The organism is Nocardia sp. NPDC059154 (genome assembly GCF_042755705.1).
Lineage (GTDB): Bacteria > Actinomycetota > Actinomycetes > Mycobacteriales > Mycobacteriaceae > Nocardia.
Genome location: NZ_JBHZCS010000030.1, coordinates 75982 through 100786, shown reverse-complemented (window position 1 = coordinate 100786; position 24805 = coordinate 75982). Strand labels below are relative to the sequence as shown.

General features: G+C 69.0%; 23 protein-coding genes. 5 read left to right on the top strand and 18 right to left on the bottom strand.

Translation table 11 applies throughout. The features are described 5' to 3' along the window. The first annotated feature begins 25 nt into the window (after nt 1-25). Together ACFXN1_RS25385 and ACFXN1_RS25380 are read left to right on the top strand one after the other, a co-directional pair. Nucleotides 26-229, top strand: a complete 204-nt coding sequence (locus ACFXN1_RS25385) for a hypothetical protein (RefSeq protein WP_379440149.1) — start codon at nt 26-28, stop codon at nt 227-229. 30 nt (nt 230-259) lie between these two features. Then, nucleotides 260-1567 (top strand): bifunctional o-acetylhomoserine/o-acetylserine sulfhydrylase, encoded by a 1308-nt coding sequence (locus ACFXN1_RS25380; RefSeq protein ID WP_379440147.1) that lies wholly within the window; start codon nt 260-262, stop codon nt 1565-1567. Nucleotides 1568-1570: 3 nt separating this feature from the next. Here the strand turns inward: ACFXN1_RS25380 and ACFXN1_RS25375 are convergent, their stop codons facing one another. From ACFXN1_RS25375 to ACFXN1_RS25360, 4 genes are all read right to left on the bottom strand, one after another. Next, complete coding sequence (locus ACFXN1_RS25375) at nt 1571-2230, bottom strand: TMEM175 family protein (protein ID WP_379382436.1); 660 nt, start codon at nt 2228-2230, stop codon at nt 1571-1573. A 34-nt stretch (nt 2231-2264) separates the two neighbouring features. Continuing rightward, complete coding sequence (locus ACFXN1_RS25370) at nt 2265-3740, bottom strand: FGGY-family carbohydrate kinase (RefSeq protein ID WP_379398868.1); 1476 nt, start codon at nt 3738-3740, stop codon at nt 2265-2267. A 1-nt stretch (nt 3741) separates the two neighbouring features. Beyond that, complete coding sequence (locus ACFXN1_RS25365; protein ID WP_379440146.1) at nt 3742-5160, bottom strand: L-fucose/L-arabinose isomerase family protein; 1419 nt, start codon at nt 5158-5160, stop codon at nt 3742-3744. Nucleotides 5161-5271: 111 nt separating this feature from the next. Next, complete coding sequence (locus ACFXN1_RS25360; RefSeq protein WP_379440144.1) at nt 5272-6111, bottom strand: glycosyl hydrolase family 32; 840 nt, start codon at nt 6109-6111, stop codon at nt 5272-5274. 51 nt (nt 6112-6162) lie between these two features. Between ACFXN1_RS25360 and ACFXN1_RS25355 the strand changes: the two genes are divergently transcribed. Continuing rightward, a complete protein-coding gene (locus tag ACFXN1_RS25355; protein WP_379440143.1) occupies nt 6163-7254 on the top strand; it encodes a winged helix DNA-binding domain-containing protein in 1092 nt (363 codons plus the stop codon). A 34-nt stretch (nt 7255-7288) separates the two neighbouring features. On the opposite strand, the gene ACFXN1_RS25350 is transcribed toward ACFXN1_RS25355, so the two are convergent. The 6 genes from ACFXN1_RS25350 to ACFXN1_RS25325 form a co-directional block, all read right to left on the bottom strand. Beyond that, nucleotides 7289-8032 (bottom strand): succinate dehydrogenase/fumarate reductase iron-sulfur subunit, encoded by a 744-nt coding sequence (locus tag ACFXN1_RS25350; RefSeq protein ID WP_379440141.1) that lies wholly within the window; start codon nt 8030-8032, stop codon nt 7289-7291. A 14-nt stretch (nt 8033-8046) separates the two neighbouring features. Next, nucleotides 8047-9981, bottom strand: a complete 1935-nt coding sequence (locus ACFXN1_RS25345; protein ID WP_379440140.1) for a fumarate reductase/succinate dehydrogenase flavoprotein subunit — start codon at nt 9979-9981, stop codon at nt 8047-8049. A 2-nt stretch (nt 9982-9983) separates the two neighbouring features. Then, the gene (locus tag ACFXN1_RS25340; protein WP_379382449.1) at nt 9984-10664 is read right to left on the bottom strand and encodes a succinate dehydrogenase cytochrome b subunit; all 681 of its coding nucleotides are present in this window, start codon (nt 10662-10664) and stop codon (nt 9984-9986) included. Between the two features lie 203 nt (nt 10665-10867). Next, a complete protein-coding gene (locus ACFXN1_RS25335) occupies nt 10868-11296 on the bottom strand; it encodes a calmodulin (protein ID WP_354834914.1) in 429 nt (142 codons plus the stop codon). 69 nt (nt 11297-11365) lie between these two features. Beyond that, complete coding sequence (locus ACFXN1_RS25330) at nt 11366-12397, bottom strand: peroxiredoxin family protein (protein WP_379440138.1); 1032 nt, start codon at nt 12395-12397, stop codon at nt 11366-11368. Nucleotides 12398-12571: 174 nt separating this feature from the next. Then, entirely contained in the window at nt 12572-12967 is a 396-nt protein-coding gene (locus ACFXN1_RS25325; RefSeq protein ID WP_379440136.1) for a phage tail protein, read from the bottom strand. 245 nt (nt 12968-13212) lie between these two features. Between ACFXN1_RS25325 and ACFXN1_RS25320 the strand changes: the two genes are divergently transcribed. Continuing rightward, nucleotides 13213-14202 carry a LysR family transcriptional regulator gene (locus ACFXN1_RS25320; protein ID WP_379440135.1) on the top strand — a complete coding sequence of 330 codons (990 nt, stop codon included), beginning with the start codon at nt 13213-13215 and terminating at the stop codon, nt 14200-14202. A 3-nt stretch (nt 14203-14205) separates the two neighbouring features. Here ACFXN1_RS25320 and ACFXN1_RS25315 read toward each other — a convergent pair whose 3' ends face one another. Both ACFXN1_RS25315 and ACFXN1_RS25310 read right to left on the bottom strand, forming a co-directional pair. After that, nucleotides 14206-14988 carry a tyrosine-protein phosphatase gene (locus ACFXN1_RS25315; protein ID WP_379440133.1) on the bottom strand — a complete coding sequence of 261 codons (783 nt, stop codon included), beginning with the start codon at nt 14986-14988 and terminating at the stop codon, nt 14206-14208. A 7-nt stretch (nt 14989-14995) separates the two neighbouring features. Next, on the bottom strand, nt 14996-17176 hold the full coding sequence (locus ACFXN1_RS25310; protein WP_379440132.1) for a pyruvate, phosphate dikinase: 2181 nt from the start codon (nt 17174-17176) through the stop codon (nt 14996-14998). Between the two features lie 405 nt (nt 17177-17581). Here ACFXN1_RS25310 and ACFXN1_RS25305 point away from each other — a divergent pair, with 405 nt between their 5' ends. Further along, complete coding sequence (locus tag ACFXN1_RS25305) at nt 17582-19192, top strand: FadD3 family acyl-CoA ligase (RefSeq protein ID WP_379440130.1); 1611 nt, start codon at nt 17582-17584, stop codon at nt 19190-19192. Nucleotides 19193-19210: 18 nt separating this feature from the next. Here ACFXN1_RS25305 and ACFXN1_RS25300 read toward each other — a convergent pair whose 3' ends face one another. The 6 genes from ACFXN1_RS25300 to kstD all read right to left on the bottom strand — a co-directional run bounded on the left by ACFXN1_RS25300 (nt 19211) and on the right by kstD (nt 24798). After that, nucleotides 19211-19813, bottom strand: a complete 603-nt coding sequence (locus tag ACFXN1_RS25300; protein ID WP_379398882.1) for a Dabb family protein — start codon at nt 19811-19813, stop codon at nt 19211-19213. Then, entirely contained in the window at nt 19810-20136 is a 327-nt protein-coding gene (locus ACFXN1_RS25295) for a hypothetical protein (RefSeq protein WP_379398883.1), read from the bottom strand. The genes ACFXN1_RS25300 and ACFXN1_RS25295 overlap by 4 nt, the downstream gene beginning before the upstream one ends. Continuing rightward, the gene (locus ACFXN1_RS25290; RefSeq protein ID WP_379440128.1) at nt 20133-21035 is read right to left on the bottom strand and encodes an LLM class F420-dependent oxidoreductase; all 903 of its coding nucleotides are present in this window, start codon (nt 21033-21035) and stop codon (nt 20133-20135) included. The genes ACFXN1_RS25295 and ACFXN1_RS25290 overlap by 4 nt, the downstream gene beginning before the upstream one ends. Nucleotides 21036-21540: 505 nt before the next feature. After that, a complete protein-coding gene (locus ACFXN1_RS25285; RefSeq protein ID WP_379382484.1) occupies nt 21541-22356 on the bottom strand; it encodes an SDR family NAD(P)-dependent oxidoreductase in 816 nt (271 codons plus the stop codon). A 29-nt stretch (nt 22357-22385) separates the two neighbouring features. Beyond that, nucleotides 22386-23117: a glucose 1-dehydrogenase gene (locus ACFXN1_RS25280; protein ID WP_379440127.1), complete on the bottom strand. Its 732-nt coding sequence runs from the start codon at nt 23115-23117 to the stop codon at nt 22386-22388. 1 nt (nt 23118) lies between these two features. Next, complete coding sequence (kstD, locus tag ACFXN1_RS25275; protein ID WP_379440125.1) at nt 23119-24798, bottom strand: 3-oxosteroid 1-dehydrogenase; 1680 nt, start codon at nt 24796-24798, stop codon at nt 23119-23121. Nucleotides 24799-24805: the final 7 nt, after the last annotated feature.

Genomic DNA, 24805 nt, shown 5'->3' with positions numbered 1-24805 from the left:
CCCTGTCTGCCGAACGGTTGACCAGTTGGCGTCCATCACATGGCCGGCGGGTAGCTCCGGGGCCGTGCGACCGGCCGCGATTGCGCTCACGGCGAGCGTAACCATCGTCGGTACCGGTGGCCGGGTCGTAGCTTCACGCGGTATGACAACCGAGCTGAGCACTCCGTTGAACGACATCGTCGAGGCGACCGGCCGGGCCGTGGCCGAGACCACCCTCGTCACCCAGTAGGAACACGTCCCCAACCCACCGGAGGCCCCGATGACCGCATCCGCTCTGCCCGAAGACCCCACCGCCGCCTGGAGTTTCGAGACCAAGCAGGTCCACGTGGGGCAGACGCCCGACGGCGCGACCGGCGCCCGCGCGCTGCCCATCTACCAGACCACCTCCTACGTCTTCCGCGACACCGATCACGCCGCCGCGCTGTTCGGGCTGGCCGAGCCGGGAAACATCTACACCCGCATCATGAATCCCACCCAGGACGCGGTGGAGCAGCGGATCGCCGCGCTGGAGGGCGGCGTGGCCGCGCTGCTGCTGGCCTCGGGTCAGGCGGCGGAGACCTTCGCGATCCTGAACCTCGCGGGGGCCGGGGACCACATCGTGTCCAGCCCGCGGCTGTACGGCGGCACCTACAACCTGTTCCGGTACACGCTGCCGCGGCTGGGCATCGAGGTGAGCTTCGTCGAGGATCCGGACGACCTCGACCAGTGGCGGGCGGCAATCCGCCCGAACACCAAGGCTTTCTACGGGGAGACGGTGTCCAACCCGCAGAACCACATTCTCGACATTCCCGGCACCGCGGAGGTCGCGCACGGTTCCGGGCTCCCGCTCATCGTCGACAACACCGTCGCCACCCCGTATCTCATCCAGCCGCTCGCAAACGGGGCGGACATCGTCGTGCACTCGGCGACGAAGTACCTGGGCGGGCACGGCGCGGCCATCGCGGGCGTGATCGTGGACGGCGGTGCCTTCGATTGGCGCAGTGGACGTTTCCCCGGATTCACCGAGCCCGACCCGAGCTACCACGGTGTGGTCTACGCCGATCTCGGCGCACCCGCCTACGCGCTCAAGGCGCGGGTGCAGCTGCTGCGTGATCTGGGCTCGGCCATCTCGCCGTTCAACGCCTTCCTCATCAGCCAGGGCCTGGAGACCCTCAGCCTGCGCCTCGAGCGGCACGTCGCCAATGCCCGGGCGGTGGCCGAATTCCTCACCGAGCGACCCGAGGTCACGGCCGTCTCCTATGCGGGCCTGCCGTCGTCACCGTGGTACGAACGCGGAAAGCAACTGGCCCCCAGGGGCGTCGGCGCCATCATCGGCTTCGAGCTGGCCGGCGGGGTCGACGCGGGCAAGCGCTTCGTCGAAGCCCTCACCCTGCACAGCCACGTCGCCAATATCGGCGACGTCCGCTCCCTCGTCATCCACCCCGCCTCCACCACCCACTCCCAGCTGACCCCCGAGGAGCAGCTCGCGGCGGGCGTCACCCCCGGCCTGGTCCGCCTGGCCGTGGGAATCGAGGGCATCGACGACATCCTCGCCGATCTGCGCGCCGGATTCGCCGCCGCGCAGTAGCCCTCAGAAACGATCGAACGGGCGAATCGGCGGGGAGACAGCCGAATTCACCTGGAGTGCGATGATCAGCCCGATGCTCAGGTAGGTGCTGATCGGGCAGAGGACCACCGCCGCCGCATACAGCAGTTGCACGATGCCGATGCGGCGGCGGATGGCCGTCAGGTCCTCGGGTCCGGTGTGCTCGGCGAGCAGACCGGCGCGACGCGCATAGCGGAGCGCGGCGAGCTGGACCAGGCCCAGATACAGCAGGTCGGCCCAGTACACCAGCAGGGCCAGGCGGGACTGGGGGAAGGCGGCCAGCAGCGCGGTGGCGAAGGGCACCAGGCAGATTCCGAACAGGAACATGAGATGGATCCAGGTGAGCGAGCGGTCCGCCCGGTCCATGAGGTTGAGCTGGGTCTGCTGGCCGATCCAGAACATGCCGAGGGTGAGGAAACCCAGCAGGCAGATGAGGAACTGCGGGCCCACGTGGGTGAGGGCATGCCAGACCGGTTGCTCGTCGGAGACCGCGCCCGCACTCCACAGCGAGCGCTCGTGCCACGCCTCGCCCGCGGGCACGTGCAGATCCAGCACCAGCAATGTCATTGCCACAGCGAAGATTCCGTCGCTGAGCGCCCCGAGGCGGCCGAGGTCCTGCGCCGCGATGCGGTGATATCGAGTCATCCACCTGCCCTTCCCCGCCGGACCCTAGCGGGTGTCACGGGGCGGCGCGGTGTTGCTCCCGGGCGAGGAAGTGGGCGGTGGCTCTCGTTGCGTCGTAAAGGGATCGGTAGTGGCGGTAGTACGGGGCGTAGTGGGCGGTGACCGACGGGTCGGGTTCGACCGTGGTGATGATCGGGTTCCAGGCGGCGGTGTCCAGGCCCAGGGATTCGGCGGCGAGCAGGGCGTCGCCCAGGGCCGCACCGACCGTGTCGGCCGGAAGCTGCTGGGGCAGGCCGGTGATGTCGGAGACGATGCGGGTCCACAGCCCGCCCTTGGTGCCGCCGCCCACGGCCACCAGCCGGGTGGCGGGAGCCCCCGCGGCGGCCATGGCCTCGAGGTTGTGCCGCACGCCGTAGCCGATGCCCTCGAGGACCGCGCGGTAGAGGTCGGCGCGCTGGTGGGTGACGGTGAGACCGGCGATCACGCCGCGGGCGTCCGGATCGAACAGGGGCGTGCGTTCACCCGCGAAGTAGGGCAGCACCAGCAGCCCGCGGCTGCCGGGCGGAACGTGGGCTGCCTCGTCGACGAGTTCGGAGAAATCGCCGCCGGTGAGGGTGCGCAGCCAGTCGGTGATCGCGCCGGAGGTGGCCATGCCGGCGGCGGACGTGTAAGTGCCGGGCCAGGTTCCGCAGGTGGTCCACAGGCCGGGCTGGGGGCGGGGGCCGGTCAGCACCTGGATGAGGAACATGGTGGTGCCGTACATGATCATGCAGTCGCCGGGGGCCCGGACGCCGACACCGGCGGCCTCGGCCCAGGCGTCGATGGTGCCGGTGGTGACCGGCAGCCCGGCGGGCAGGCCGGTGGCCGCGGCGGCCTCGGCGGTGACCCGGCCGACTATCTCGGTGGGCCAGGCCAATTCGGGTAGTCGCAGGCCGGGTGCGACGGATTCGGCCCAGTCCACGGCCCAGTCGCGGGCCATCAGGTCGTACATGGGCACGCACTGGCTGGCGGATTGATGGTCCAGGACGTAGCGGCCGGTGAGTCGATGGACCAGAAACGAGCTCGCCATCAACAGCATCCGGGTGGCCCGCCACACCTGCGGCTCGTGGCGGATGAGCCAGCGCAGCTTCGGCCCGACCGCCTGACTGGTGAGCGGCGAGCCGCAGCGCTCCAGCACGGTCTGTGCGCCCAATTCCGCGTTCAGTTCCTCGATTTCGTCGCCGGCGCGCGTGTCGACCCCGTAGAGGATGGCGGGCCGCAGCGGACGGCCGGCGGCGTCGGCGGGCAGCAGGCACGGCCCGATGCCGCTCACCGCGAGCCCCTCGAGGGGTTCGCCGTCGGCGGCCGCCACCAGTTCGCGGGCGATGGCCGCGAAGTCGGCCCACCACACGGTCTCCGCGTCGTGCTCCACCCAGCCCGGGCGCGGCGTCGAAACCCGGTGCGGTCGTTCGGCTCTCATCGCGACCGTGCCCGCGTGGTCGACCAGGACGCCCTTGGATCCGGAGGTGCCGATATCGATGCCGAGGAACATGTCAGCTCGCCCGGCTGAACTCGTCGAGCGTGACGTCGAGCAGTTCGCAGGCCGCGCGGACGGTGGCGCGCTGGTCGCCCGGCACGGCGTGAATGTGATTGGCGCCGAAGCGGGACAGGAAGTCCCCGGCGTCGGCGTCCAGGCGGGCGAAGGCGTGCGGCCACTCCCAGGTGGACTGTTTCATCAGCGATTCGTTGGTGGCCGGGTCGTAGGTCTCGAACTCGCCGAGCATCAGCTGCATGCGGTAGGCGCCGTCGCGGCGGGTGAGCCGGGCCAGCGTCATCTGCCCGGGCGCGGCCAGGTGATGCACCGACGCGCCGCCGGCCGGGAAGAAGAACACTTCCGGATACAGGTGCACCCGGGCCAGATTCTCGGCCGGATCGTCGCTGCGCGCCGCGTACCAGGTGGCGTGCTGGCCGGAATTGCACAGATCCCAGATGTCGCGGTCGGCGTGATAGTGCCGGACATCGGCGAAGAGCACCGGCGTGCCCGCGATCTGCTTGAGCAGCTGCATGGTGAGCGCCCCGTCCATATCCGCCTCGGTGGCGCATACATGGGGCTGTTTGGGCCCGTTCCAGTCGTAGGGGTCGTTGAGGAACGCCTCGGTGATGTCCATGGTGGCGAAGTACTGGGTGAGCTCCGGCTGTCCCTTGATGCCGGAGAAATCCAGCCGCCATTCCGCGATCAGATCCCGCATGGCCAGGTACGAGCGCAGCTGCCGTTCCAGCAGCTCAGGCGTCAGCTTGCCGCCGTCGTAGTGGACCCCGGCGGTATTGCGCTCCAGCCATTCTCGCGCCGCCCGGGCCTCACCAGCGTCGGCGAGTTCGGCCCGGCGCACGATCTCCCACTGGTCGATCTCCTCGACATCGATGCCGAACGCCCGCTGCCACTGATCGGTATTGGCGACCGCGGTGTTCATGCCCATGGGCCGCCCGCCGATGCGCCCGAAGGTGCTGCCCCGCAGGCCGGCCACCGCCGCCGCACCGCGAGCGCGTTCCCCGATGGCCGCGATCAGGTCTGGATCGGCGGGATCGCCCCACAGCCGGGCGTGCGCGCGGCCGATCTGATCCAGCGCGCCGCCCGCAGCCAGCATGCCCACCATGCCCGGCTGCACCGGGTCGATATTGGACAGCAGCAGCAGCGGCCCGCGCAGCGCGCCCGCGGCCAGCATGGTGAAGTGCGGGAACGCCCACACCGCGTAGTGCAGCACGGTCAGGTCCACCCCGGCCGCCTCGACCTGCCGGGCCACCCGCACCGCCTGGTCGTTGCCGCCGATGGGTTGCACACCGCGAATCACGGTGTGCCCGGCCGCGGTCAGCTCGGTGACGAGCCGGTCCTCCGCGGTCCGGATGAATCCGACGATGCCGCCGTGCACATAGTCGCGGCCGTCGGAAAGACTGATCACGCCGATTCGGGCCATACTGCCTGCCTCCCCGCACTGGGTGGACTCTCGACTCCGTTCAGAATTCCAGTTCAGGCCGCACGCCACGCCCGAAATCGGATTTTCGGGGTGAACGCGGGCCGGGCTCCCTCAGCGTGGGAAGTGCAAGCGGGCCAGCGCGACTCCGCCCTGCGCCCAGCCCGCGTGGGTGATCCAGAGGGCGTCCTCGTGGGTGATCACCTCCGCCGCGTGGGCGGGCACGTGCCCCACGCGGCCGGACGCGTCGAAGTGAAAAGGGTTGTCGCCGCGGAAGATCTCGGTGCCGACATAGCCGGGGCGCGGACCGATCAGCAGATACCAGGCGCCGGCGTGGCGGAGTACGAACGGCGATTCGGTATTGCCCGCGCCGGTTCCGGTCGCCGGGTCGGTGTAGGCGATGCGGCGCTCGCTCCAGTGCACCAGGTCCGGGCTGGTGCGGTAGGCGACGACGTGGTTGCCGCCGGTGGGGGCGCTGGTCGCGCAGTAGTACATGACCCACTGCCCGGCCACCCGCAGCACCATGGGGTCGCGGGCGTCGTAGCCGTCGCGGAAGACCGGGCCGCCCGGATGCCGGGTCCAGTGGAACAGGTCGGTGGAGATGGCCAGGCCCATACCCGTTGCGGTGCGGTCGGTTCCGCCGCCGTCGTAGAACATGAAGTAGGTGTCGCCGTCGCGCACCACGAAGGGGGCCCACAGGTGGGTCTCGCCGCGCTCGCGGTCCACCGTCAGCGCGGCCGGATGCTTGGTCCACGGGCCGTGCGGGTCGTCGGCGGTGGCGTGCGCGAACTCGGTCTCGTCGAAGGGGTCGGCGGGCTCGGGATGGGTGATGCCGAACAGGTGCCAGCGCCCGCCGGTGTCCTGGATCAGGGTGTGATCGTTGATGTACCAGCACTGATCCGGCCCGCTGGGGTCGTAGATGTGCCGGAACTCCCCCGCCGTCACCGTGCCCATACGTCCTCCATATAGGATCTGATCTGTCCTAGTTCCGTCGAAAATGGACCCATGCCGGAACTCTCGCTGCGAACCCTAAACCGCACGCTGCTGCTGCGTCAGAAGTTGAACGAACGGGTCGCCATGCCCGCCGCCGAGCTGGTCCGGCATCTGGTCGCGGTGCAGGCGCAGGAACCGAACTGGCCGTATGTGGGGCTGTGGTCGCGCCTCACCGATTTCCGTCATGAGGATCTGACCGCGCTGCTGCGTGATCGAACCGTGGTACGCGCCACCACGATTCGCCGGACCGTCCACCTGACGGACGCCCAGGACTACCGCTGGCTGTACCCGACGGTCCGCCCGACGATCGAGCCCACGCTCCGCTCGGTGTATCTCCGGGATGCGGTCGAGGGCCTCGATATCGCCGAATTGGCCTCGGCCGGAACGGAACTGCTGACCGGCACCACCATTTCCCGCCGCGACCTCGGCAAGCGGCTGTCCGAACGCTTCCCGGGCCGTGAACCGCGCGCCCTGGTGCACGCGCTCGGCATCATCCACCCGCTGGTACATGATCCCGCCGCGGGTGTGTGGGGCGCGTGGCGCGGCCGCTCGGTCTCGGTGTCGCCGGCCGCGGAGGCGATCGGCGCGTCCCTGGCCGACGGCCCGCGCCCGGAAGCCCTCATCCGCCGCTACCTGGCCGCCTACGGCCCGGCCACCGCCGCCGACATCCAGGAGTTCGCGGGCGTCACCCGCCTGGCAGCGGTGATAGCCCGCCTGCGCCCGGAACTCCGTGTCCTGCACGATGACTCGGGCCGCGAACTCTTCGACCTCCCGGACGCCCCGATCGCCGACCCCGAACTCCCCGCTCCCGTCCGCTTCCTCCCCGCCTTCGACAATGCCTGCCTCGGCCACCGCGACCGCAGCCGCATCATCAGCGACGCCGACCGCGCCCGCATCGCCAAGATCGCCTCGGGCGGCGTGCCCATGTATCTCGTCGACGGATTCGTCCACGGCCGTTGGGATCTGGACGGTTCCACGATTCGGATCACGCCCTGGCATTCCCTCACCCGTGCCACCGAGGCCGCTGTCCGCGACGAGGCCGAACGCCTGCTCCCGCTCGTCGTGCCCGGTGAAGAAGGCAAGATCATGATCGAGGCGCGCTGATCGGATCTCTCTCCGGCGCGGCCACATCAGGGGGTCAGCGGGCCTTTCTCGCAGCGCGGAGGAAGTCCCTGTTCAGGCGGCCGATGACGTCCTGCGGGATTTCCTTCGGGCAGGCCAGGGTGCATTCGCCGGTGTTGGTGCAGCCGCCGAAGCCCGCATCGTCATGGGCTTCGAGCATGCCGACGACGCGGGAGCGGCGCTCCGGCTGCCCCTGCGGCAGGAGGCCGAGGTGGGTGACCTTGGCGGCGGTGAAGAGCATGGCCGAACCATTGGGGCAGGCGGCCACGCACGCGCCGCAGCCGATGCATTCGGCAGCCTGGAAGGCCAGGTCGGCGTCGGGTTTCGGCACCGGGATCGAGTGGGCCTCGGGTGCGGCGCCGGTCGGCGCGGTGATGTAGCCGCCCGCCCGGATGATCCGGTCGAAGGCCGAGCGGTCGACCATCAGGTCCTTGATGACGGGAAAAGCCTTGGCCCGCCACGGTTCCACGGTGATCGTGTCGCCGTCGGCGAACTTCCGCATGTGGAGCTGGCAGGTGGTGGTGGCCTGCTCCGGGCCGTGCGGAGTGCCGTCGATGACGAGTGAGCACGCGCCGCAGATGCCCTCGCGGCAGTCGTGGTCGAAGGCGATCGGCTCCTCGCCGGCGCCGGTGAGCCGTTCGTTGAGGACGTCGAGCATTTCCAGGAACGACGCGTCGGGCGAGACCTCCACGCCGTAGTCGACCATCCCGCCCTTGTCGCGGGAGTTCCGCTGCCGCCAGATACGCAGGGTGAGTTTCATTCTCGATTCCGCTCTTACTTGTAGGACCGCGTGCTGGGCTGGACGTACTCGAAGCTCAGCGCTTCCCGGTGCAGCGTCGGTGGCGCGTCCTGGTTCCATTCCCACGCGGCGACATAGGAGAAGTTCTCGTCGTCGCGGCGTGCCTCACCGTCCTCGGTCTGCGACTCGGCCCGGAAGTGGCCGCCCGCCGATTCGGTGCGGTGCAGGGCATCGATGACCATGAGCTCGGCCAGTTCGAGGAAGTCGGCCACCCGGCCCGCGCGCTCCAGCGACTGGTTGAGGTCGTCCCCGGAGCCCGGCACGTTGACGCGCTCCCAGAACTCCGCGCGCAGTGCGGGAATCAGGGCCAGCGCCTTGCGCAGACCCGCCTCGGTCCGTTCCATGCCGCAGTACTCCCACATGAGGTGGCCGAGCTCGCGGTGGAAGGAGTCGACGGTGCGGTCGCCCCGGATGGACAGGAGTCTGTCGATCATCGCGGTGACCCGGGCCTCGGCGGCCGCGATCGCGGCGGCCGGCACCTCCCCGACCGGACCCCGGGCGAGATAGTCGCCGAGGGTGGCCGGCAGAACGAAATACCCGTCGGCCAGGCCCTGCATGAGCGCCGAGGCCCCGAGCCGGTTGGCGCCGTGGTCGGAGAAATTGGCCTCCCCGATCACGAACAGTCCCGGAATGGTGGATTGCAGGTCGTAGTCCACCCACAGCCCGCCCATGGTGTAGTGCACGGCGGGGTAGATGCGCATGGGCATCTCGTACGGGTTCTCGCCCGTGATCCGCTCGTACATCGTGAAAAGGTTGCCGTACTTGGCTTTCACCGCATCGACGCCGAGCCGCCCGATGGCGTCGGCGAAATCGAGATAGACGCCGAGCCCGCCCGGCCCGACCCCGCGCCCCTCGTCGCAGACGTTCTTGGCCGCGCGGGAGGCGATGTCGCGCGGCACCAGATTGCCGAATGCCGGATAGATGCGTTCCAGGTAGTAGTCGCGCTCGTGCTCGGGCACATCGCCGGGCTTGCGTTGGTCCCCAATGTTTTTGGGCACCCACACCCGGCCGTCGTTGCGCAGTGACTCCGACATGAGCGTCAGCTTCGACTGGTGTTCGCCCGAGACCGGGATGCAGGTCGGATGAATCTGTGTGAAGCAGGGATTGGCGAAGTACGCGCCGTGCTTGTGCGCCCGCCACGAGGCCGTGACATTCGAGCCCATGGCATTGGTCGACAGGAAGTAGACGTTGCCGTACCCGCCGGAGGCCAGCACCACGGCGTCGGCCGTGTAGGACCGGATCGCGCCGGTGACCAGGTCGCGCACGACCACGCCCCGCGCCACCCCGTCCACCATGATCAGGTCGAGCATCTCGTGCCGCGCATGCAGTTCCACGGTGCCCGCGTCGACCTGCCGCAGCAGCGCCTGATACGCGCCCAGCAGTAGCTGCTGCCCCGTCTGGCCGCGGGCGTAGAAGGTGCGCGAGACCTGCGCGCCGCCGAACGACCGATTGTCGAGCAGGCCGCCGTACTCTCGGGCGAACGGAACACCCTGCGCCACACACTGATCGATGATCTGCGTCGAGATCTCCGCCAGCCGGTGCACATTCGACTCGCGCGACCGGTAGTCGCCGCCCTTGACCGTGTCGTAGAACAGCCGGTGCACGCTGTCACCGTCGTTGCGGTAATTCTTGGCGGCATTGATCCCGCCCTGCGCGGCGATCGAGTGCGCCCGCCGCGGCGAATCCTGGAAACAGAACTGGATCACGCGATAGCCCTGCTCCCCGAGCGTGGCCCCCGCCGAGCCGCCGGCCAGCCCGGTGCCGATGACGATGACCGTCTTCTTGCGCTTGTTCGCGGGATTGACCAGCTTGGCCTCGAACTTACGGGCGGTCCAGCGCTCGGCGATCGGCCCGCCCGGCGCTCTGGTGTCGGCGATGGGCTCGCCGATGCGGAAAAGACTGTCGTTCATGGCTATTTCACCCATCCGAAGGAGACAGCGATCGGGACGGCCAGGAAACCGGCGACCAGCAGGATCGAGACGGCGGCCGCGAGCAGGTCGTAGCCGCGAGCCCCGGCCAGACCCAGGGTCCGGGCGGCACTGCGAATGCCGTGCCGCAGGTGCAGACCCACCATGACCACGGCGACAACGTAGAAGAGCGTGACGTACCAGTGGGACGGCGCGAAGTCGGCGACCACCTTCTCATACGGAGTCGCGTTGCGGCCCAGAGGATTCACCGCGCCGAAGGTCAGATCCAGCAGATGCCAGACGAGATACAGCGCGATGATCACCCCGCCCCACCGCATGGTGTGAACGGCATAACCCTGCGCATGCGACTTCTTCTTCGCCGCGTACCCGACCGGCCTGGCGCGCCGCGCCGTACGCGCAAGCGAGACCGCCGACCACATGTGCAGGATCACGCTCACCGCGAGCACGACCTCCACAGCCGACAACAGCCCCCGCCGAGGCACCGCGGGCTCACCAACCGTCCGCAACCACTCGGCATAGTGATTGAAATCCGACGCCCCCAGAAACACTTTGAGATTCCCGGCCATGTGGGCGATGAGGAACAGCACCAGAATGCCCCCGGTCACCGCCATCACGGCCTTCTTGCCCACCGTCGTCCGGTAGAGCTCAGGTATTACGACAGCCACCAGCGGAAACTACGTCCGCTCCGCACCCCCGGTCCAAGTCCCCAATGCTCTGGTCTCCATGACCCTGGCCTATGCACCGAGCTGCAACCGGAATTACTACTGCAAGTAGTGAATGCGGCCCGTGAACGATGTCACACGGAGACTGAACCAGCGAACCCCGGCCGAGAGCACTCGGCCGGGGTCCGCCGCCGACGGCGTCGCGATCAGCGGATCTCTCGGGTGAGTCGGGACGACCACGGACACCAGAAGCAACCCGGCAGGAAAGCGCCGCAAGCCTCGTCCAGGTTTTCCTCGACGTAGGAGATAGCCGAGTCGCAGACCTCGATCGCCACAGTGAAGAAGCTGATCGTGTCCGGGTCGAGGTGGAAGCTCCAACCCGGGTTGTAGTCTGCCACCCGCTTCCTGATGCGGCCCATGACATGGATCGACATCTGCTCCTCGCCGGACAGGATCCGACGTGCTTCCGCGATGCGCTGCGGGTCATTGAGCCGGATGATGAATTCCTTGCCGGAGTAATCGGTGAATGCGAAGTCCGCCATGACATCTCCCTGCCAGAAGTAGTGGATGGGATTCGTACGCGGTTCTGCATCGATGCACTCAGCATCGTATCGGCGCGAGAGCGCTGTGTACACGAAATTCTCTGTGCGACAATAGATTTGGACTTCCAGCCGGTTTCTGGCGGAGGTAACCGGACCGAGGGGTCAGTTCCGGCCCTGGTTAGCGGCGTGGTGGCCGTTGCTCCGAGAGGAAAGCTGGGCTCGGATCGATCTCCCGGCGAAAATCAACTCACGGATCGCGATAGCGCCCCGCGCAACGGGTGCGGCGACCCGGCCCTCGGCGTCGATCAGCACAGCCGACGGTGTACCGCGGACGCGATATCGCAGCGCCGCCTCGTTGCCCTGCTGGACCAGCGACGGGATCTCGCCCAGACCCTGTTCGGCACCCCAAACGGCCTGCTCATCGGCATCGCCGTTCCCGACGACGACCATGGTCATGGCCGTGCGCGCCCGCCACCGCGGCAGCTCACGGGCCAGCGCGGCGCACATCTCACAGCCCGGGTGCACGAACACCAGCAGCACTGCCCGGCCCCCCGAGAGCAGGTCCGCGAGGTTCGTGCGGGCGCCCGCGAGGTCGAGCAACTCGAACTCCGGCGCGACCGAGCCGACCGGCAGGCCCTCGGCGCCCAGCGTCGAAAGCGCCTGCTCGTCCAGCCGGCGCCGCAGCGCGCCGACCTGGCCGACCAGCCACGCCAGGACCCCGCACAGCAGCGCGCCGAGCGCAAGCGCGGTCGCGGCATCGGCAGCCAGTCCGGCGGGCACCGAGGGACGGGCCAACCCGCCCCACACGACCGACGCCGCGAGCACCATCAACAGACCGTTGCGCACGATGCTGCGCGCGCCGATCGGCGTCGTACTCGCCGCGCCGAAGCATGAGCACGAGGGACGCTTGCCGCGCCGCAACAAGCCGACCATGACCACCGTGAAGACCGTCAGCAGGAGCAGCGCGCCGACGGCCGCCGCGGCGGCCGTCCACGGCAGGACGACGCCGACCGCCAACACCGCCTCGGAGACCGGCAGCCCCCACGCCACGGCGGGTACCCACCGCACCGGCACCTCGAACTCCCCCACCGCCTGCCGCGTACCGGCGCGATCGGCCAGTTTCCCCCAGGCCGACAACCCGAACACCACGGCGAGCGCCAATCGCGTAACCCACACCCCGTATTCGATCAGCATGGGCCGCACCCTCCCACATCAGCGATTATTCGAATCAAGAATCGCCGGAAGCGTATTCGAGGTGTTGCGAAGACCCCAGCTCGGCGGCCTCATGGAGGTCGAGACCGCCGGCTGGTATCTGATCGTCGAGTTCGTGACCTCGCACAGCTCATGCGACGGTAGGTACGCCGCAGGCTAGAACTGCTCGATTTTCATCCTGTCGCAGGAGAGAGTGACGGTCTCCTTCGCCGACCCAGCGTTGCCGGACTCGAGCGAGGGAACGTTCCACGAGCGAGTCCAGGCATTTATCAGACTGATCGCCAGAACGGGCTCCCCATGGTTGTCCAGTTCGGTGATCGTGATGTTCGCTCTCGCGCCGTAGGGGTCCTTCAGCGACTGCCGGATCCAGCGGTCGAATACCTCGTTCTTGTCCGGGCTCCGGGTAATGGTCACCTCACGCTGCTCGGCCTCCGGCTGGTCGTCATCCCGTCCATCGCCGAGACCTGACACCACGCTGCGAGCCTGTTCCATGAAGAATCTGCCCAGATCGATACGGAACATTCCCGTGCTGATCTTGTCCTGGGTTCGCATGTCGACCTCCTGAATTCGTAACCGGTTGGTTTCTCGCTCATGAGGCAATGCCATTCGAGAGTACGGCGTGGACGGGGCCGCCGGAATGGGAAATTGCGGTCTTCTCGATCAACGGCCGTCCGCCGTCCGCACCACGCAGCGACCTCACGCCCGATACGCCACCAGCCCCCGCTCGAGAGCACGAGTGTTCGTGATAATCGACTCGGAATCGGAATGGCGGAGTTCATAGTTCTAGGCTATCGACTGTGCAGTTGCAGCAGTTGTCGTACTTTTTGGCTGTGGCGCAGGCCAGGCATTTCACCAGAGCGGCCGATGCGCTGGGGGTTGCGCAGCCGTCGTTGTCGAAGCAAATTCGGACGCTGGAGAGCGAGCTCGGGGCTTCGCTGTTCAGCCGGGCGCGGGGGAATATCACGCTGACTCCGGCGGGTGAGGCGTTGTTGCCGTTGGCTACCCGGATTCTGGCGGATGTGGATACTGCGCGGCTGGAGGTGCAGGAGCTTGCGGGGCTGCGGCGGGGGCGGGTTCGGCTCGGGGCGACGCCGTCGCTGTGTTCGGGGCTGCTGGCCGATGCGCTGCGGCGGTATCACGACGCGTATCCGGGGATCAGGCTGCTGGTGGAGGAGGGCGGGTCGCGGGATCTGGTGCGGCAATTGACCAGGGGCGCACTCGATTCGGCGCTGGTGATCCTGCCGCTGGGCGAGGACACCCCGCTGGCCACCACACCGATTCTGCGCGAGGATCTGGTGGTCACCGCCAGGGTCGGCGACAGTTCCCTGCCCCAGCGCTCGCACCTGCGGATCACGGATCTGCGGGACCGGCCGCTGGTGATGTTCCGGCCGGGCTACGACCTGCGGGAGGCGACGATCGGGGCCTGCCGGGAGGCGGGGTTCGAACCCCGCTTCGCGGTCGAGGGCGGCGAGATGGATGCCGTGCTGCGGTTCGTGGAGGTGGGACTCGGGATCGCGGTCGTCCCGTCCACGGTGCTGGCCGGACGGCCCGGGCTGCGCGGGATTCCGCTGTCGGGCGACGGCGGGCGCGAATCCCACGGGCTGCATCGGACGGTCGCGCTCGCCCATCGCAAGGACGTCACACCCACGCACGCCGCCGGGGCGTTCCGGGCGACGCTGGAGAGTTTCGTCCGGGAGGCTGCCGCGAGCGGCGGCCTCCCGGCGGGGGTCCGGTCGCTGCTGCCGGAGGCTGGAACGACCGGACCTGAGGTAGCGACCGGGACCTGAGGCCTAGGCGACGACCAGAACCTCGCGGAGCCGCTGGAGTTCGGACTCCGAAAGTCCGTTGGCGAGTAGCCAGTTGGCGGCCCCGCCGTGCTCGGCATGCAGGTCCTTCAGGAAGCCGAGCATGACCTCCGGGGAGACGGCCAGGATGCCCGTATTGGTCTGCGGCAGGCCCTCGTAGGACGGGAGCGCGTCGAGTCGGTCGCGGACCTTCTGGATGCGCTCGTTGGTGAGGGCGTAGTCGTGGGCGATCGCCTCGGCGGGGACCCCGACCGCGTCCAGCAGGACCGCGGCGAGCACGCCGGTGCGGTCTTTGCCTGCGGCGCAATGGAACAGCACCGAATGGCTGTCCGGATCGACGATGAGGCGAACCGCCTCGACGATGTGCTCGCCGCTGCCGCCGAGCAGCTGACCGTACAGCTCGGTCAGGTCGACGCGGGTCTTGTCGGGGACCAGATCCCGTGCGGCCAGCGAGGATTGCGGCGACTTACGGATCGGCAGGTTGGCGATGCGCAGACCGGAGTCGGCGATCAGCCCGTAGCCCTCGCGCTCCACCTCGTCGGGCAGGCGCAGGTCGATGACCGTGCGCAGGCCCAGCTTCTCGACCAGGTGCGACAGGTCGTCGCAGGTGGCCTGCTGCAGCGTGGAGGAGCGCAGCACGATGCCGAAACGTGTGGTGCCGCCGCCGGTTACGGGGAGCCCGCCCAGGTCGCGCACATTGTCGATCTGGGCGAAGTCGATCCAGCGGGAGGGCATGGAATCAGTGGTCACGACGGGCTCGGTGGTCATATCAGGCTCAGTGGGCACGGCCGGCCGCCGCCTCTTCCGCGCGGGTCAGGCCGCACAGGCCGATCAGGTCTTCGTGCAGCTCGAACCAGACGGTGTGGTAGCTGTCCATGATGGGCCGGGCCACGTAGGTGTGGTCGCCCTCGGCGATGCGCTCGACGGCGCGGTCGAGGCGGTCCAGGTAGCGGGACAGGCGCGGGGCGAGCCCGCCCAGGCGGCCGATGAGCGGGCGCAGGCGCTGGTGAGTCTCGTTGAGCCGGCCCAGCACCGAGGCGTCGTACTCGGCGTCGGCGTGATCGTTGACCGTAGCCGGGTCCTTCATCTGCCAGTCGGTGATGATGACCTTGAGGTCGCCGTTGAAGACGCAGAACTCGTCGTAGGCGGCGGTCATGGCGGCCGCGTCGACGGTCGCGCGCTCCTCGGCCAGCAGCTGCTCCAGGCGCGGGCGGCCCTCGGGGGTGATGCGGAAGCCGGCCGGGGTGGTGGCGCAGTAGCCCGCGGTCACCAAACCCTCACAGCAGGAGGCGATCTCGGCGGTGTCGGCGAACAGGCTGGCGGCCAGATTGTCGACGTTCACCCGGCCCTTGATGCCGACCAGCCGCAGCACGGCCAGCTCGGTGACGGGAGCGTTCACGGAAACCTCTTCCTGCTCGGCGTTCTCGGTGGCGGCCTCGGCGTCTTCCGATGCGACAGCGCGGTTTTCGAGCCGGTCGGCGAGCTGCTCGCCGGTCACGCCCGCCCACTGGGCGAGCTGACGCACATCGTCGAGGACGGCCTGCTCGACCGGCTTGGCGACGACCTCGCCGGGCAGCACCAGCCCGGCGCCGCCGTCGACGGTGACAGATTTGCCGGTCAGCGCGGCGACCACACCGGGCCCGCAGCCGACCACGCACGGGCGGCCGAGTTCCCGGCTGACCAGCGCGGCATGCGAAGTGGTGCCGCCCAATTCGGTGACGATGGCCCGCGCGGCGATCATGCCGTGCAGATCGTCGGGGCTGGTGGTGGGACGCACCAGGATGACGTCCTCACCCGCCTCGGCGCGCGCCTCGGCCTCGTCGGGATCGGTCACGACGACGCCGGAAGCCAGTCCGGGACAGGCGGATTCGCCGCGGGCGAGGGGCTCCTGACCGCCGGTGTCGCCGGAGGCGGGGCGCAGCACCTCGTGCACCTGGTCGGCGGTGACCCGGTCCAGGGCCTCGTCGGCGCTGATCAGCCCCTCCTCGACCATGGCGACCGCGGTACGCACCGCGGCCCGCGCCGAGCGCTTGGCGGGACGCGACTGCAGCAGCCACAGCGTGGCGGATTCGACGGTGAACTCCACGTCCTGCAGATCGCGGCCGTCGTGCTCGAGCAGCTGGGCGGCGGCGATCAGCCGCTCGTGCACCGCGGGCTGGGTGGCGGCCAGCTCGTCGAGCGGGCGCGGGGTCAGGCGGCCGGACACCACGTCCTCGCCCTGCCCGCCGACCAGCCACTCGCCGTAGACGGGGCCGTCGCCGGTATTGGGGTTGCGGCTGAAAAGCACACCGGTGCCGGACAATTCGTCGAGGTTGCCGAATACCATGGCCTGCACGGTGACCGCGGTGCCCAGGGTGTCGGGCACGCCGCGGTTGGCGCGATAGGTCTTGGCGCGCGCGGAATCCCAGGACCGGAACACGGCCTCGATCGCACCGCGCAGCTGGTCCCACGGATCGGCCGGGACCGCGCCGTTCGCGTCGCCGAGCACGGTCTCGCGGTACTGATGCACGAAGCGCTGCCGGGTGTCCTGCGCGTAGGTCGGATTGCTGGTCTCCACGGCCAGCGCCTGCTGCACCGCGTCGGTCATGCCGAGGTTCAGGACGGTGTCCATCATGCCGGGCATCGAGATGGCCGCACCCGAGCGCACCGACACCAGCAGCGGGCGCTCCGCCGACCCGAAGCGACGGCCGGTGCCGCGCTCGATCATGGCGATGCCGTCGAGCACCTGCGCCCAGATCTCATCGGCGATGGCGCCGCGTCGCGTGTAGTCGGCCCAGCCGTCGGTGGTGATGACGAACGCGGGCGGCACCGGCAGACCGAGGGCCCGCATGTGGTCGATGCTCCACGCCTTGCCGCCGATCTTCTCTCGCGACAGTCCGCACGCGCCGTCGAGTTCGACAACGGTCGCGCCCGCCGCAAGGTCCAGACGCTGCGCAAGCTCCGTTCCGGCCGTCATGTCACTCCTTCGAGGTCCTGGATTCATTCGCACTCCAGCGCTCCGCCGCTGCTCGAGCGGCCTGCCGGGCAATATCCATCCCGTCCCCACTACGGGACCACTTCAACGAGCGTGCCGGGTGAGCGCGCCCACACCCAACTCCCATCCCGATCAGCGGAATGAAAGGACCGACACTCACACCCGGCCCCGTTGCCCAACGCGACAACTGATCTCGCGCCGACCGGGGTAACTCCCCGGGGACCCCCAAAATCGGTGGCGCTCCAGACCGCCGGCACGCGTGCGAAACCGGCAACGGCTCCCAAACCGTGCGCTGAAGTCTCGGGGAGGCGGAACAGCACGCCCGGTCAGCGGGATGGCACTTCGAAAATGGGCTACGCGGACTGCGGGTTGGGGCAGGATGGGCGGATGGATCGGCGGCACTCGGGCGGCAGCTCCGCGGCCGGGCCCGTGACGACCATTCCGGCGCTGGTGGCGGACCGGGCGCGGCGCTATCCGGAGGCGGTGGCCATTGCCGGGCCGGCGGGGCGGCTGACATTCGCCGAACTCGCCGAGGATGTCGCCGCGGTGACCCGGGCGGCCATGGCGTCGGGGCTCGAACCCGGCGACCGGGTGGGCATGTGGGCCCCCAACAGCGTGCGCTGGATCGTGACCGCGCTCGGAATGCTCGGTGCGGGAGCGACTCTGGTGCCGATCAGCACCCGGCTGCGTGGCGCGGAGACCGCCGAGGTGCTGGCCCGCAGCCACGTCAAGGCGGTGTGCACGGTCCAGGAGTTCCTGGGCGCGGACTATCCGGCCATGCTGGCCGAATCCGGCCGTCCCCTACCGGATCTGGAACATGTCATCCTGCTCGACGACGCCCGCGGCGAGAACGCGGCCGACTGGGACATCAGCTCCTGGGCAGGATTTCTGGCTCCCGGCACCGTGATCGAGCCGCAGTCCGCGGTCGAGCGCAGCGCCCAGGTGGATCCGGAGTCGGTGTCCGACATCCTGTTCACCTCCGGCACCACCGGCGCACCCAAGGGCGTGCTCGCCACGCACCGGCAGACCCTGGAGGTGCTCGCGCAGTGGGCCGACGCGGTGACGCTGCGCCCGCGCGACCGGTATCTGCTGGTGAACCCGTTCTCGCACACCTTCGGGTACAAGGCCGGCATCCTGGCCTGCCTGCTGCGCACCGCCACCATGGTTCCGATGGAGCGCTTCGACGCCGCCCGGGCGCTGCAGCTCATCGAGAGCGAGCGGATCACCGTGCTGGCCGGGCCGCCAACGCTTTTCACCGACCTGCTGGCCGCCGAGCACGATCAGCACCTACTGGGCTCGCTGCGCCTGGCCGGGACCGGCGGCGCGACCATCCCCACCGAACTGGTGCGGCGCATTCGCGAGGATCTGCGCGTCCCCTACGTCTTCACCGCCTACGGCCTCACCGAATCCATCGGCGTCGTCTCCATCTGCCCGCCCGACGCCCCCACCGAACTGGTCGCGGGCACGGTCGGAAAGACCCTGTCCGGCAGTGAGATCCGCATCCTCGATCGCGACGGCACACCGGTGGCGCCGGGCGAACCCGGCGAGATCACCGTCAAGGGCCCGAATGTCATGCTCGGTTACCTCGACGACCCCGAGGCCACCGCCGCCGCCATCGACGCGGACGGCTACCTGCACACCGGCGATGTCGGCACCCTCGACCACGACGGCTACCTGCGCATCACCGACCGGCTCAAGGACATGTTCATCGTCGGCGGCTTCAACGCCTACCCGGCCGAGATCGAGCGGGTCTTGCTGCAGCACCCGGATATTCGCGATGTCGCGGTGATCGGCATCCCCGACGAGCGGCTCGGCGAGGTCGGCCGCGCCGTCGTGGTGCCCGCCGACGGGGCCGCGACCGATCCGGCCACCCTCATCGAGTGGTCGCGCTCGCGCCTGGCCGGCTACAAGGTGCCGCGGGAGATCGTCTTCGTCGACGACCTCCCGCGCAATGCCGGCGGCAAGGTGCTCAAACAGCAGCTGCGCGATCCCAGCTGATCAGTTCGGCAGCACCGCTCAGTTCCCCAGCACCGGGCCGTCGGCCCAGCGGTACAGGTGCGCGATCGCCGGTTCCACGATGGAATCCGGGATCTCGCCGTCGAACCAGCGATCCACGTGCGTCCAGTGGTAGGGATGCAGCAGGTAATCGCCATTGAGCCCGTCCGGGTCGGCGAACTCCTGCTCCCACACATGGGTCCAGCGGCCGTGGCCCGGCACCCGGCTCAGCGACCAGGACCGGATGGCCGAGATGTGCGCGGGCATGGCCATCAGGTCGGATTCGAAGCGCGCCACCGTATCCGGAGCCGTGCCGGACCGCACCGTGAGCAGCAGGGTGCGCTTGATGCGGCGGGCGGAATCCAGCCGCACCACGCGGGCGTTCACCGGGGCCAGTGGAACCACATCGGCGGTGGCGGGCAGAACGGGCAGGACGGTCGCGGGCGCCGAGTCGGCGGCCAGATCCCAGACCGCGCCGAGTCCGCCCGTGCTGCCGGGCAGATCGACACCGGCCGAGCAGTGCGTGACCCCGGGTGTCGCGGTCGCCGCCGTGGCCTGCGCGGCGAGCTGCCCGTCCGCGTCGTCTCCGGCGGGCGGGGCGGTGAGAATCACCCAGCGGCTCATGACAGTTCCTCCTGTACCGCCAGGACGTGCCGCTCCCGCGTCAGCGCGACCGCGTCGGTGTCCGACCAGAAGGCCGAGACGGCGGGATCGGCGGCGGCCGCGCCCCGCATGCCGTAGAAGTCGTAGATGCCGGGCAGTTCCCAGATGATCTGCACGGCAACCGAATCCGCGCCGGTGTGCTCGTGCAGCACCTGGGGCGAACGCAGTCCGCGGGCGGTGGCCCCCGGCAGATAGTCGCTGCGCCAGCGGGTCAGCCAGTCCTCCGCACGGTTGGCGGGCAGGACGATGCGGTCGACAACGCGGACAGCCGTCGCGGGATTCACAGCTTCGCCTCCACCTCGTTGCGATACCGATCCACGTAGGCCGCAAGGTTTTCCACGCCGTTGAGCAGGGACTCCGGGCCGAACATGGGCGGGGTGAGCACAACGCGGCTCGCGCCCGCCGTGACATAGGGGCGCACGTAGCCGGGGTCGAACTCGCGCGTGAAATCGAAGGAGCCCGGCCAGATGGTCATCTCGACCGCGTCCTCGGCACGTCCCGCCTCCCGCGACAACTCACGAATCCGGTCCGCCCCGCGCGCGAAATCCTCGGACGAGATGGTGTACGGGAACCAGCCGTCCCCGACCCGGGCCGCGCGCCGCACCGCCGGAGCGCTGTTGCCGCCCAGCACGATCGGAATCGACCGTTCGGGCTGCGGCAGGCAGAACTGCTTCTCGAACGACACGTGCTTGCCCTGATACGTGGCCGGGGACTCCGTCCACAGCGCGCGCATGGCCCCGATGCAGTCGTCCAGGCATCCGCCACGATCCTCGAACGGCACCCCGATCGCCGCGTATTCCTCTTTCTGCCAGCCGATTCCGAGCCCGAGCAGCAACCGCCCGCCCGACTGCCGATCGATGGTGGCGGCGCGCTTGGCCAGCACCACCGGGCTGTGCAGCGGCGCCACCACCATGGCGGTGCCCAGCTTCAGGGTGCTCGACGCCGCCGCCACGAACGCCAGCGTCTCCAGCGGATCCGTCATCGGCACCCCGAGATCCCCGCCCGGCATCCGTCCGTCGGGCGAATACGGGTACAGCGGCTCGTAATCCTGTGCCACCACAACGTGTTCCACGGTCCAGATCGAATCCAGCCCGCATTCCTCCGCCGCCGCCGCGAACTCCCGCAGAAATCCGCCCGAGGTCACCAGACCCTCGAGATATGGCATGAGCATGCCGATGCGCATCGGCCGCCTCCGTCCTTCCGGGTACGACCCGCCACTGGGCCACCCTCCGATCGTGGCGTGTTAGCGGGGTCACAAATCGCTCCGGTCCCGCTCACCGAGACCAACGAAATCCCAGTTCAGAGCAGTCAATTCAGGCAACGACAGCTGGCCCCGCACCGTACGGTGCAGGGCTGACGCGGGCGCGGCCGGACAAGGCGAGCCGCCGCAGCGGCGGGCCGCCGCGGCGATGACGACTTGTTCACCGTTATCACTGAAAGGTCGGCGGTAGACCGCCCGCCGAGCAGCCGGGCCGATCGGCAGCGGTCGGCGCCAATATGCTCGAGCGCCACTGCGCTCGAGCGCCAATGTGCCTGGGCAGCAATGGGTGTGGACAGCCTGGATGCCCCGGCAACTCGATCAGCTCGGTCCGAGCCCAACCGGACAGCTCACCAGGGCACTACTCAGCACCCCTCGGTCCGTGCCCCGGTGCGGAACGCACCGGGGCACGGGAGCCGCGAGAGCTACCTCAGATTTCCTTGCGCATCTGGGCGGTGAGGGGCTTCATGTAGCCCGAGCCGAGCAGGCGGCGCATGATGTTCATGGCCTTGGCGTCCTTGCCGATCAGGATGAGCGGCTTGTTCTTCCGGATGCCGTTGACGATGGTCTTGGCGCAGTCCTCGGGGCTGGTCTGGGCCAGGCGGTCGAAGTTGGCGGCCAGGTCGTCGCGGTCGCGGGTGGCGGCGGCGCGGGCCTTCCAGGCGATCTCGGTCTTGATCATGCCGGGGTGGATGCTGGAGACGCCCACGTTGTAGCCGGCGATGATCATCTCCTGGCGCAGTGCGTCGCTGATGGCGTGCATGGCGTACTTGGAGGAGCTGTAGCCGCCCTGGCTGGGGCAGGCCACCAGGCCGAACATGCTGGAGACATTGGCGATGTGCCCGTCACCGGAGGCGATCACGTGCGGCAGGAACGCCTTCACGCCGTGCAGGGTGCCCCAGTAGTTGATGCCGAAGATCCACTCCAGGTCTTCCCAGGAGACTTCCTCGATATTGGCGGTCAGCGAGACGCCCGCATTGTTGACGACGACATTGACCTTGCCGAAATCCGCGACCACCTCGTCGGCGTGCGCGTACACGGCCGCCCGATCGGTCACGTCCAGCTTGTAGGCGCGGGCCTTGGCGCCCTCCTTCTCGCACAGCGCCACGGTCTCCGCGACATTGTCGAGATTGCGCCCGGACAGCGCCAGCTGCGCGCCGTTCCGGGCGAGCTCCAGGGCCAGCGCCCGGCCGATGCCCGCTCCCGCACCGGTGATTACGGCGACTTTGCCGTGGAAGTCCTTCATGGGTGTTTCCTTGTCTCGCAGCGGAGTTGTTACTGGGTGGTGAAGCCGCCGTCGGCGATGAATTCCGCGCCGGTGCTGTAGGAGGAGTCGTCGGAGATGAGGAACAGCACCATGTTGGCGAGTTCCTCGGGGGTGGCCGGGCGGGCGATGGGCTGATTGGCCGCGATGTTCGCCGACCGCTCGGAGGCCGCGACCATCTCGGTCGCCACGATGCCCGGGTGCACGGAGTTGACGCGGACATTGTCGGCCGCGAATTCCTGTGCGGCCGTTTTGGTCATGCCGCGCACGGCCCACTTGGAGGCCACGTAACCCAGGATGTTGGAGTAACCGATGAGCCCACCGGTCGAGGAGATGTTCACGATGGAACCCACCCCGGCCCGGCGCATGGACCCGATCACGGCCTTCATGCCCAGGAACACGCCGACCTGGTTGACGTCGATCACCTTGCGGTAGTCGGCCTCCGAGAGCTTCTCGATCGGGTCGACGTGCACGATGCCCGCATTGTTGACCAGGCCCGAGACCGGGCCGAACGCGGCCTCGGTCTGCGCGACCACGTCGTTCCAGGCCGCCTCGTCGGTCACGTCGAGCGGGAGGAACCGTGCGGCGTCACCGATTTCGGCCGCGACGGCCTGGCCTGCCTCGGTGAGCACGTCGGTGATCACCACCCGCGCGCCCTCGGCCGCGAGCTTGCGGGCGAAGGCTGCGCCCATGCCGCGCGCACCGCCGGTGACGACGACGACCTTCGAATCAACCCGTCCCATGTCAGTTCTCCTGTGCTGCTTCGGATTCCGCGTCGGCCAGGTGGTTGGCCGCGATGTAGCCGAACACCATGGCGGGTCCGATGGTGGCGCCCGCGCCGGCGTAGTCGTTGCCCATGACGGCGGCGGAGTTGTTGCCCGCCGCGTACAGGCCGTGGATGACCTCGCCCTGGTCGTTCAGCACGCGGGCGTGCTCGTCGGTGACCAGGCCGCCCTTGGTGCCCAGGTCGCCCGGCACCATCTCGACCGCGTAGAACGGGCCGCGCTCGAGCGGGGCCAGGGTCGGGTTGGGCTTGACGGTCGGGTCGCCGTAGTAGCGGTCGTAGGCCGAGTCGCCGCGCAGGAAGTCCTCGTCGCGGCCCTTGCGGGCGAAGACGTTGAAGCGCTCGACGGTGGCCGCCAGCTTGTTCGCCGGGATACCCAGCTTGTCCGCCAGCTCGGCCAGGGTGTCGGCCTGCTTGATGATTCCCGCGTCGAAGTACTTCTGGGGCAGCGGCCGCTTGGGGAAGTTACCCAGGAACAGGTACCGGTCGCGGAAGTTCTGATCGAAGATGAAGTGCGCCGGAATGCTGCCCGGCACCTTCTTCTCCTCCTCGTACATGGTGTGCACGACGTTCACATACGGCGCGGACTCGTTGACGAAGCGCTCACCGTTGGCATTGACCACGATGGCGCCCGGCTGCGAGCGCTCGGCCAGCATGAAGAACGGCGGACCCCCGGGGTTGCGCACGGACGGACCCCACCAGGCGTCGTCCATGAGATCCACTGCGGCGCCGGCCTTCTGGCCCGCCACGATGCCCTCGCCGACATTCTCGGTCGCGCCGACGGTCCAGCCGGTGTTCTGCGGCCCGTCGATGTACTGCTTGCGCATCTCCAGGTTGTGCTCGAAGCCGCCCGCGGCCAGCACCACGCCGCGGCGCGCCTTGATGGTGACCGGACGGCCCTCGTGCTCGGCGCGAATGCCGACCACGGCGTCGCCCTCGACGATCAGGTCGGTGAGCGGCGTGTTCAGCCACACCGGCACGCCCGCGTCGCGCAGCGACAGCCACAGCCGGGCGGCGAGGGCCTTGCCCAGGCTGAGCGGCTTGGCGCCCTTGATCAGGTTGAGCGCGGTCTGCGCGCCGACCTTCATGGCGGTCTTCTTGCCGGTCCAGGTGCGCGCGATCATGTTCAGGTCGTGGAAGTCCTTGACCGTGATGGCGATGCCCTTGGGCGCGGACATGGTCGGCTGGTTGATCTTGTGCAGATCCCCGCCGAGCAGGCGGCCGTCGATCGGCTTGGGCTCGATGCTGCGGCCCTGCGCGAGACCGCCCGGGAACTCCGGGTGGTAGTCGGAGTAGCCGCGGTCATAGGCGAAGTCCCAGTGCTTGGAGCGAGCGCCGATGTAGCGGAACATCTCCGGGCCCTGCTCCAGGAACGCGCGCTGCTTGGCTTCCGGAACCCGGTCGCCGACAACGGCTTTCAGGTAGGTGCGGGCCAGCTCCGGGCTGTCCGGCACGCCCGCGGCCTGCAGCACCGGGTTGTTGGGCACCCAGATACCGCCGCCGGAGCGCGCGGTCGAGCCGCCGAACAGGCGGCTCTTCTCGATGAGGGTCACCGACAGGCCCCGATAGGCGGCGGTCAGCGCGGCGGTCATGCCCGCCGCGCCGGAACCCACCACAACGACGTCGAATTCGAATTCCATGAATCTC

What these genes read in the sequence shown, in the direction of transcription:
- ACFXN1_RS25285 (WP_379382484.1), bottom strand. Translation starts at nt 22,356, where the DNA reads ATGAAGGACTTCCACGGCAAAGTCGCCGTAATCACCGGTGCGGGAGCG.
- ACFXN1_RS25325 (WP_379440136.1), bottom strand. Translation starts at nt 12,967, where the DNA reads ATGCGAACCCAGGACAAGATCAGCACGGGAATGTTCCGTATCGATCTG.
- ACFXN1_RS25345 (WP_379440140.1), bottom strand. Translation starts at nt 9,981, where the DNA reads ATGAACGACAGTCTTTTCCGCATCGGCGAGCCCATCGCCGACACCAGA.
- ACFXN1_RS25330 (WP_379440138.1), bottom strand. Translation starts at nt 12,397, where the DNA reads ATGCTGATCGAATACGGGGTGTGGGTTACGCGATTGGCGCTCGCCGTG.
- ACFXN1_RS25375 (WP_379382436.1), bottom strand. Translation starts at nt 2,230, where the DNA reads ATGACTCGATATCACCGCATCGCGGCGCAGGACCTCGGCCGCCTCGGG.
- ACFXN1_RS25360 (WP_379440144.1), bottom strand. Translation starts at nt 6,111, where the DNA reads ATGGGCACGGTGACGGCGGGGGAGTTCCGGCACATCTACGACCCCAGC.
- ACFXN1_RS25305 (WP_379440130.1), top strand. Translation starts at nt 17,582, where the DNA reads ATGGATCGGCGGCACTCGGGCGGCAGCTCCGCGGCCGGGCCCGTGACG.
- ACFXN1_RS25315 (WP_379440133.1), bottom strand. Translation starts at nt 14,988, where the DNA reads ATGACCACCGAGCCCGTCGTGACCACTGATTCCATGCCCTCCCGCTGG.
- ACFXN1_RS25365 (WP_379440146.1), bottom strand. Translation starts at nt 5,160, where the DNA reads ATGGCCCGAATCGGCGTGATCAGTCTTTCCGACGGCCGCGACTATGTG.
- ACFXN1_RS25370 (WP_379398868.1), bottom strand. Translation starts at nt 3,740, where the DNA reads ATGTTCCTCGGCATCGATATCGGCACCTCCGGATCCAAGGGCGTCCTG.
- kstD (WP_379440125.1), bottom strand. Translation starts at nt 24,798, where the DNA reads ATGGAATTCGAATTCGACGTCGTTGTGGTGGGTTCCGGCGCGGCGGGC.
- ACFXN1_RS25280 (WP_379440127.1), bottom strand. Translation starts at nt 23,117, where the DNA reads ATGGGACGGGTTGATTCGAAGGTCGTCGTCGTCACCGGCGGTGCGCGC.
- ACFXN1_RS25300 (WP_379398882.1), bottom strand. Translation starts at nt 19,813, where the DNA reads ATGAGCCGCTGGGTGATTCTCACCGCCCCGCCCGCCGGAGACGACGCG.
- ACFXN1_RS25355 (WP_379440143.1), top strand. Translation starts at nt 6,163, where the DNA reads ATGCCGGAACTCTCGCTGCGAACCCTAAACCGCACGCTGCTGCTGCGT.
- ACFXN1_RS25350 (WP_379440141.1), bottom strand. Translation starts at nt 8,032, where the DNA reads ATGAAACTCACCCTGCGTATCTGGCGGCAGCGGAACTCCCGCGACAAG.
- ACFXN1_RS25290 (WP_379440128.1), bottom strand. Translation starts at nt 21,035, where the DNA reads ATGCGCATCGGCATGCTCATGCCATATCTCGAGGGTCTGGTGACCTCG.
- ACFXN1_RS25310 (WP_379440132.1), bottom strand. Translation starts at nt 17,176, where the DNA reads ATGACGGCCGGAACGGAGCTTGCGCAGCGTCTGGACCTTGCGGCGGGC.
- ACFXN1_RS25380 (WP_379440147.1), top strand. Translation starts at nt 260, where the DNA reads ATGACCGCATCCGCTCTGCCCGAAGACCCCACCGCCGCCTGGAGTTTC.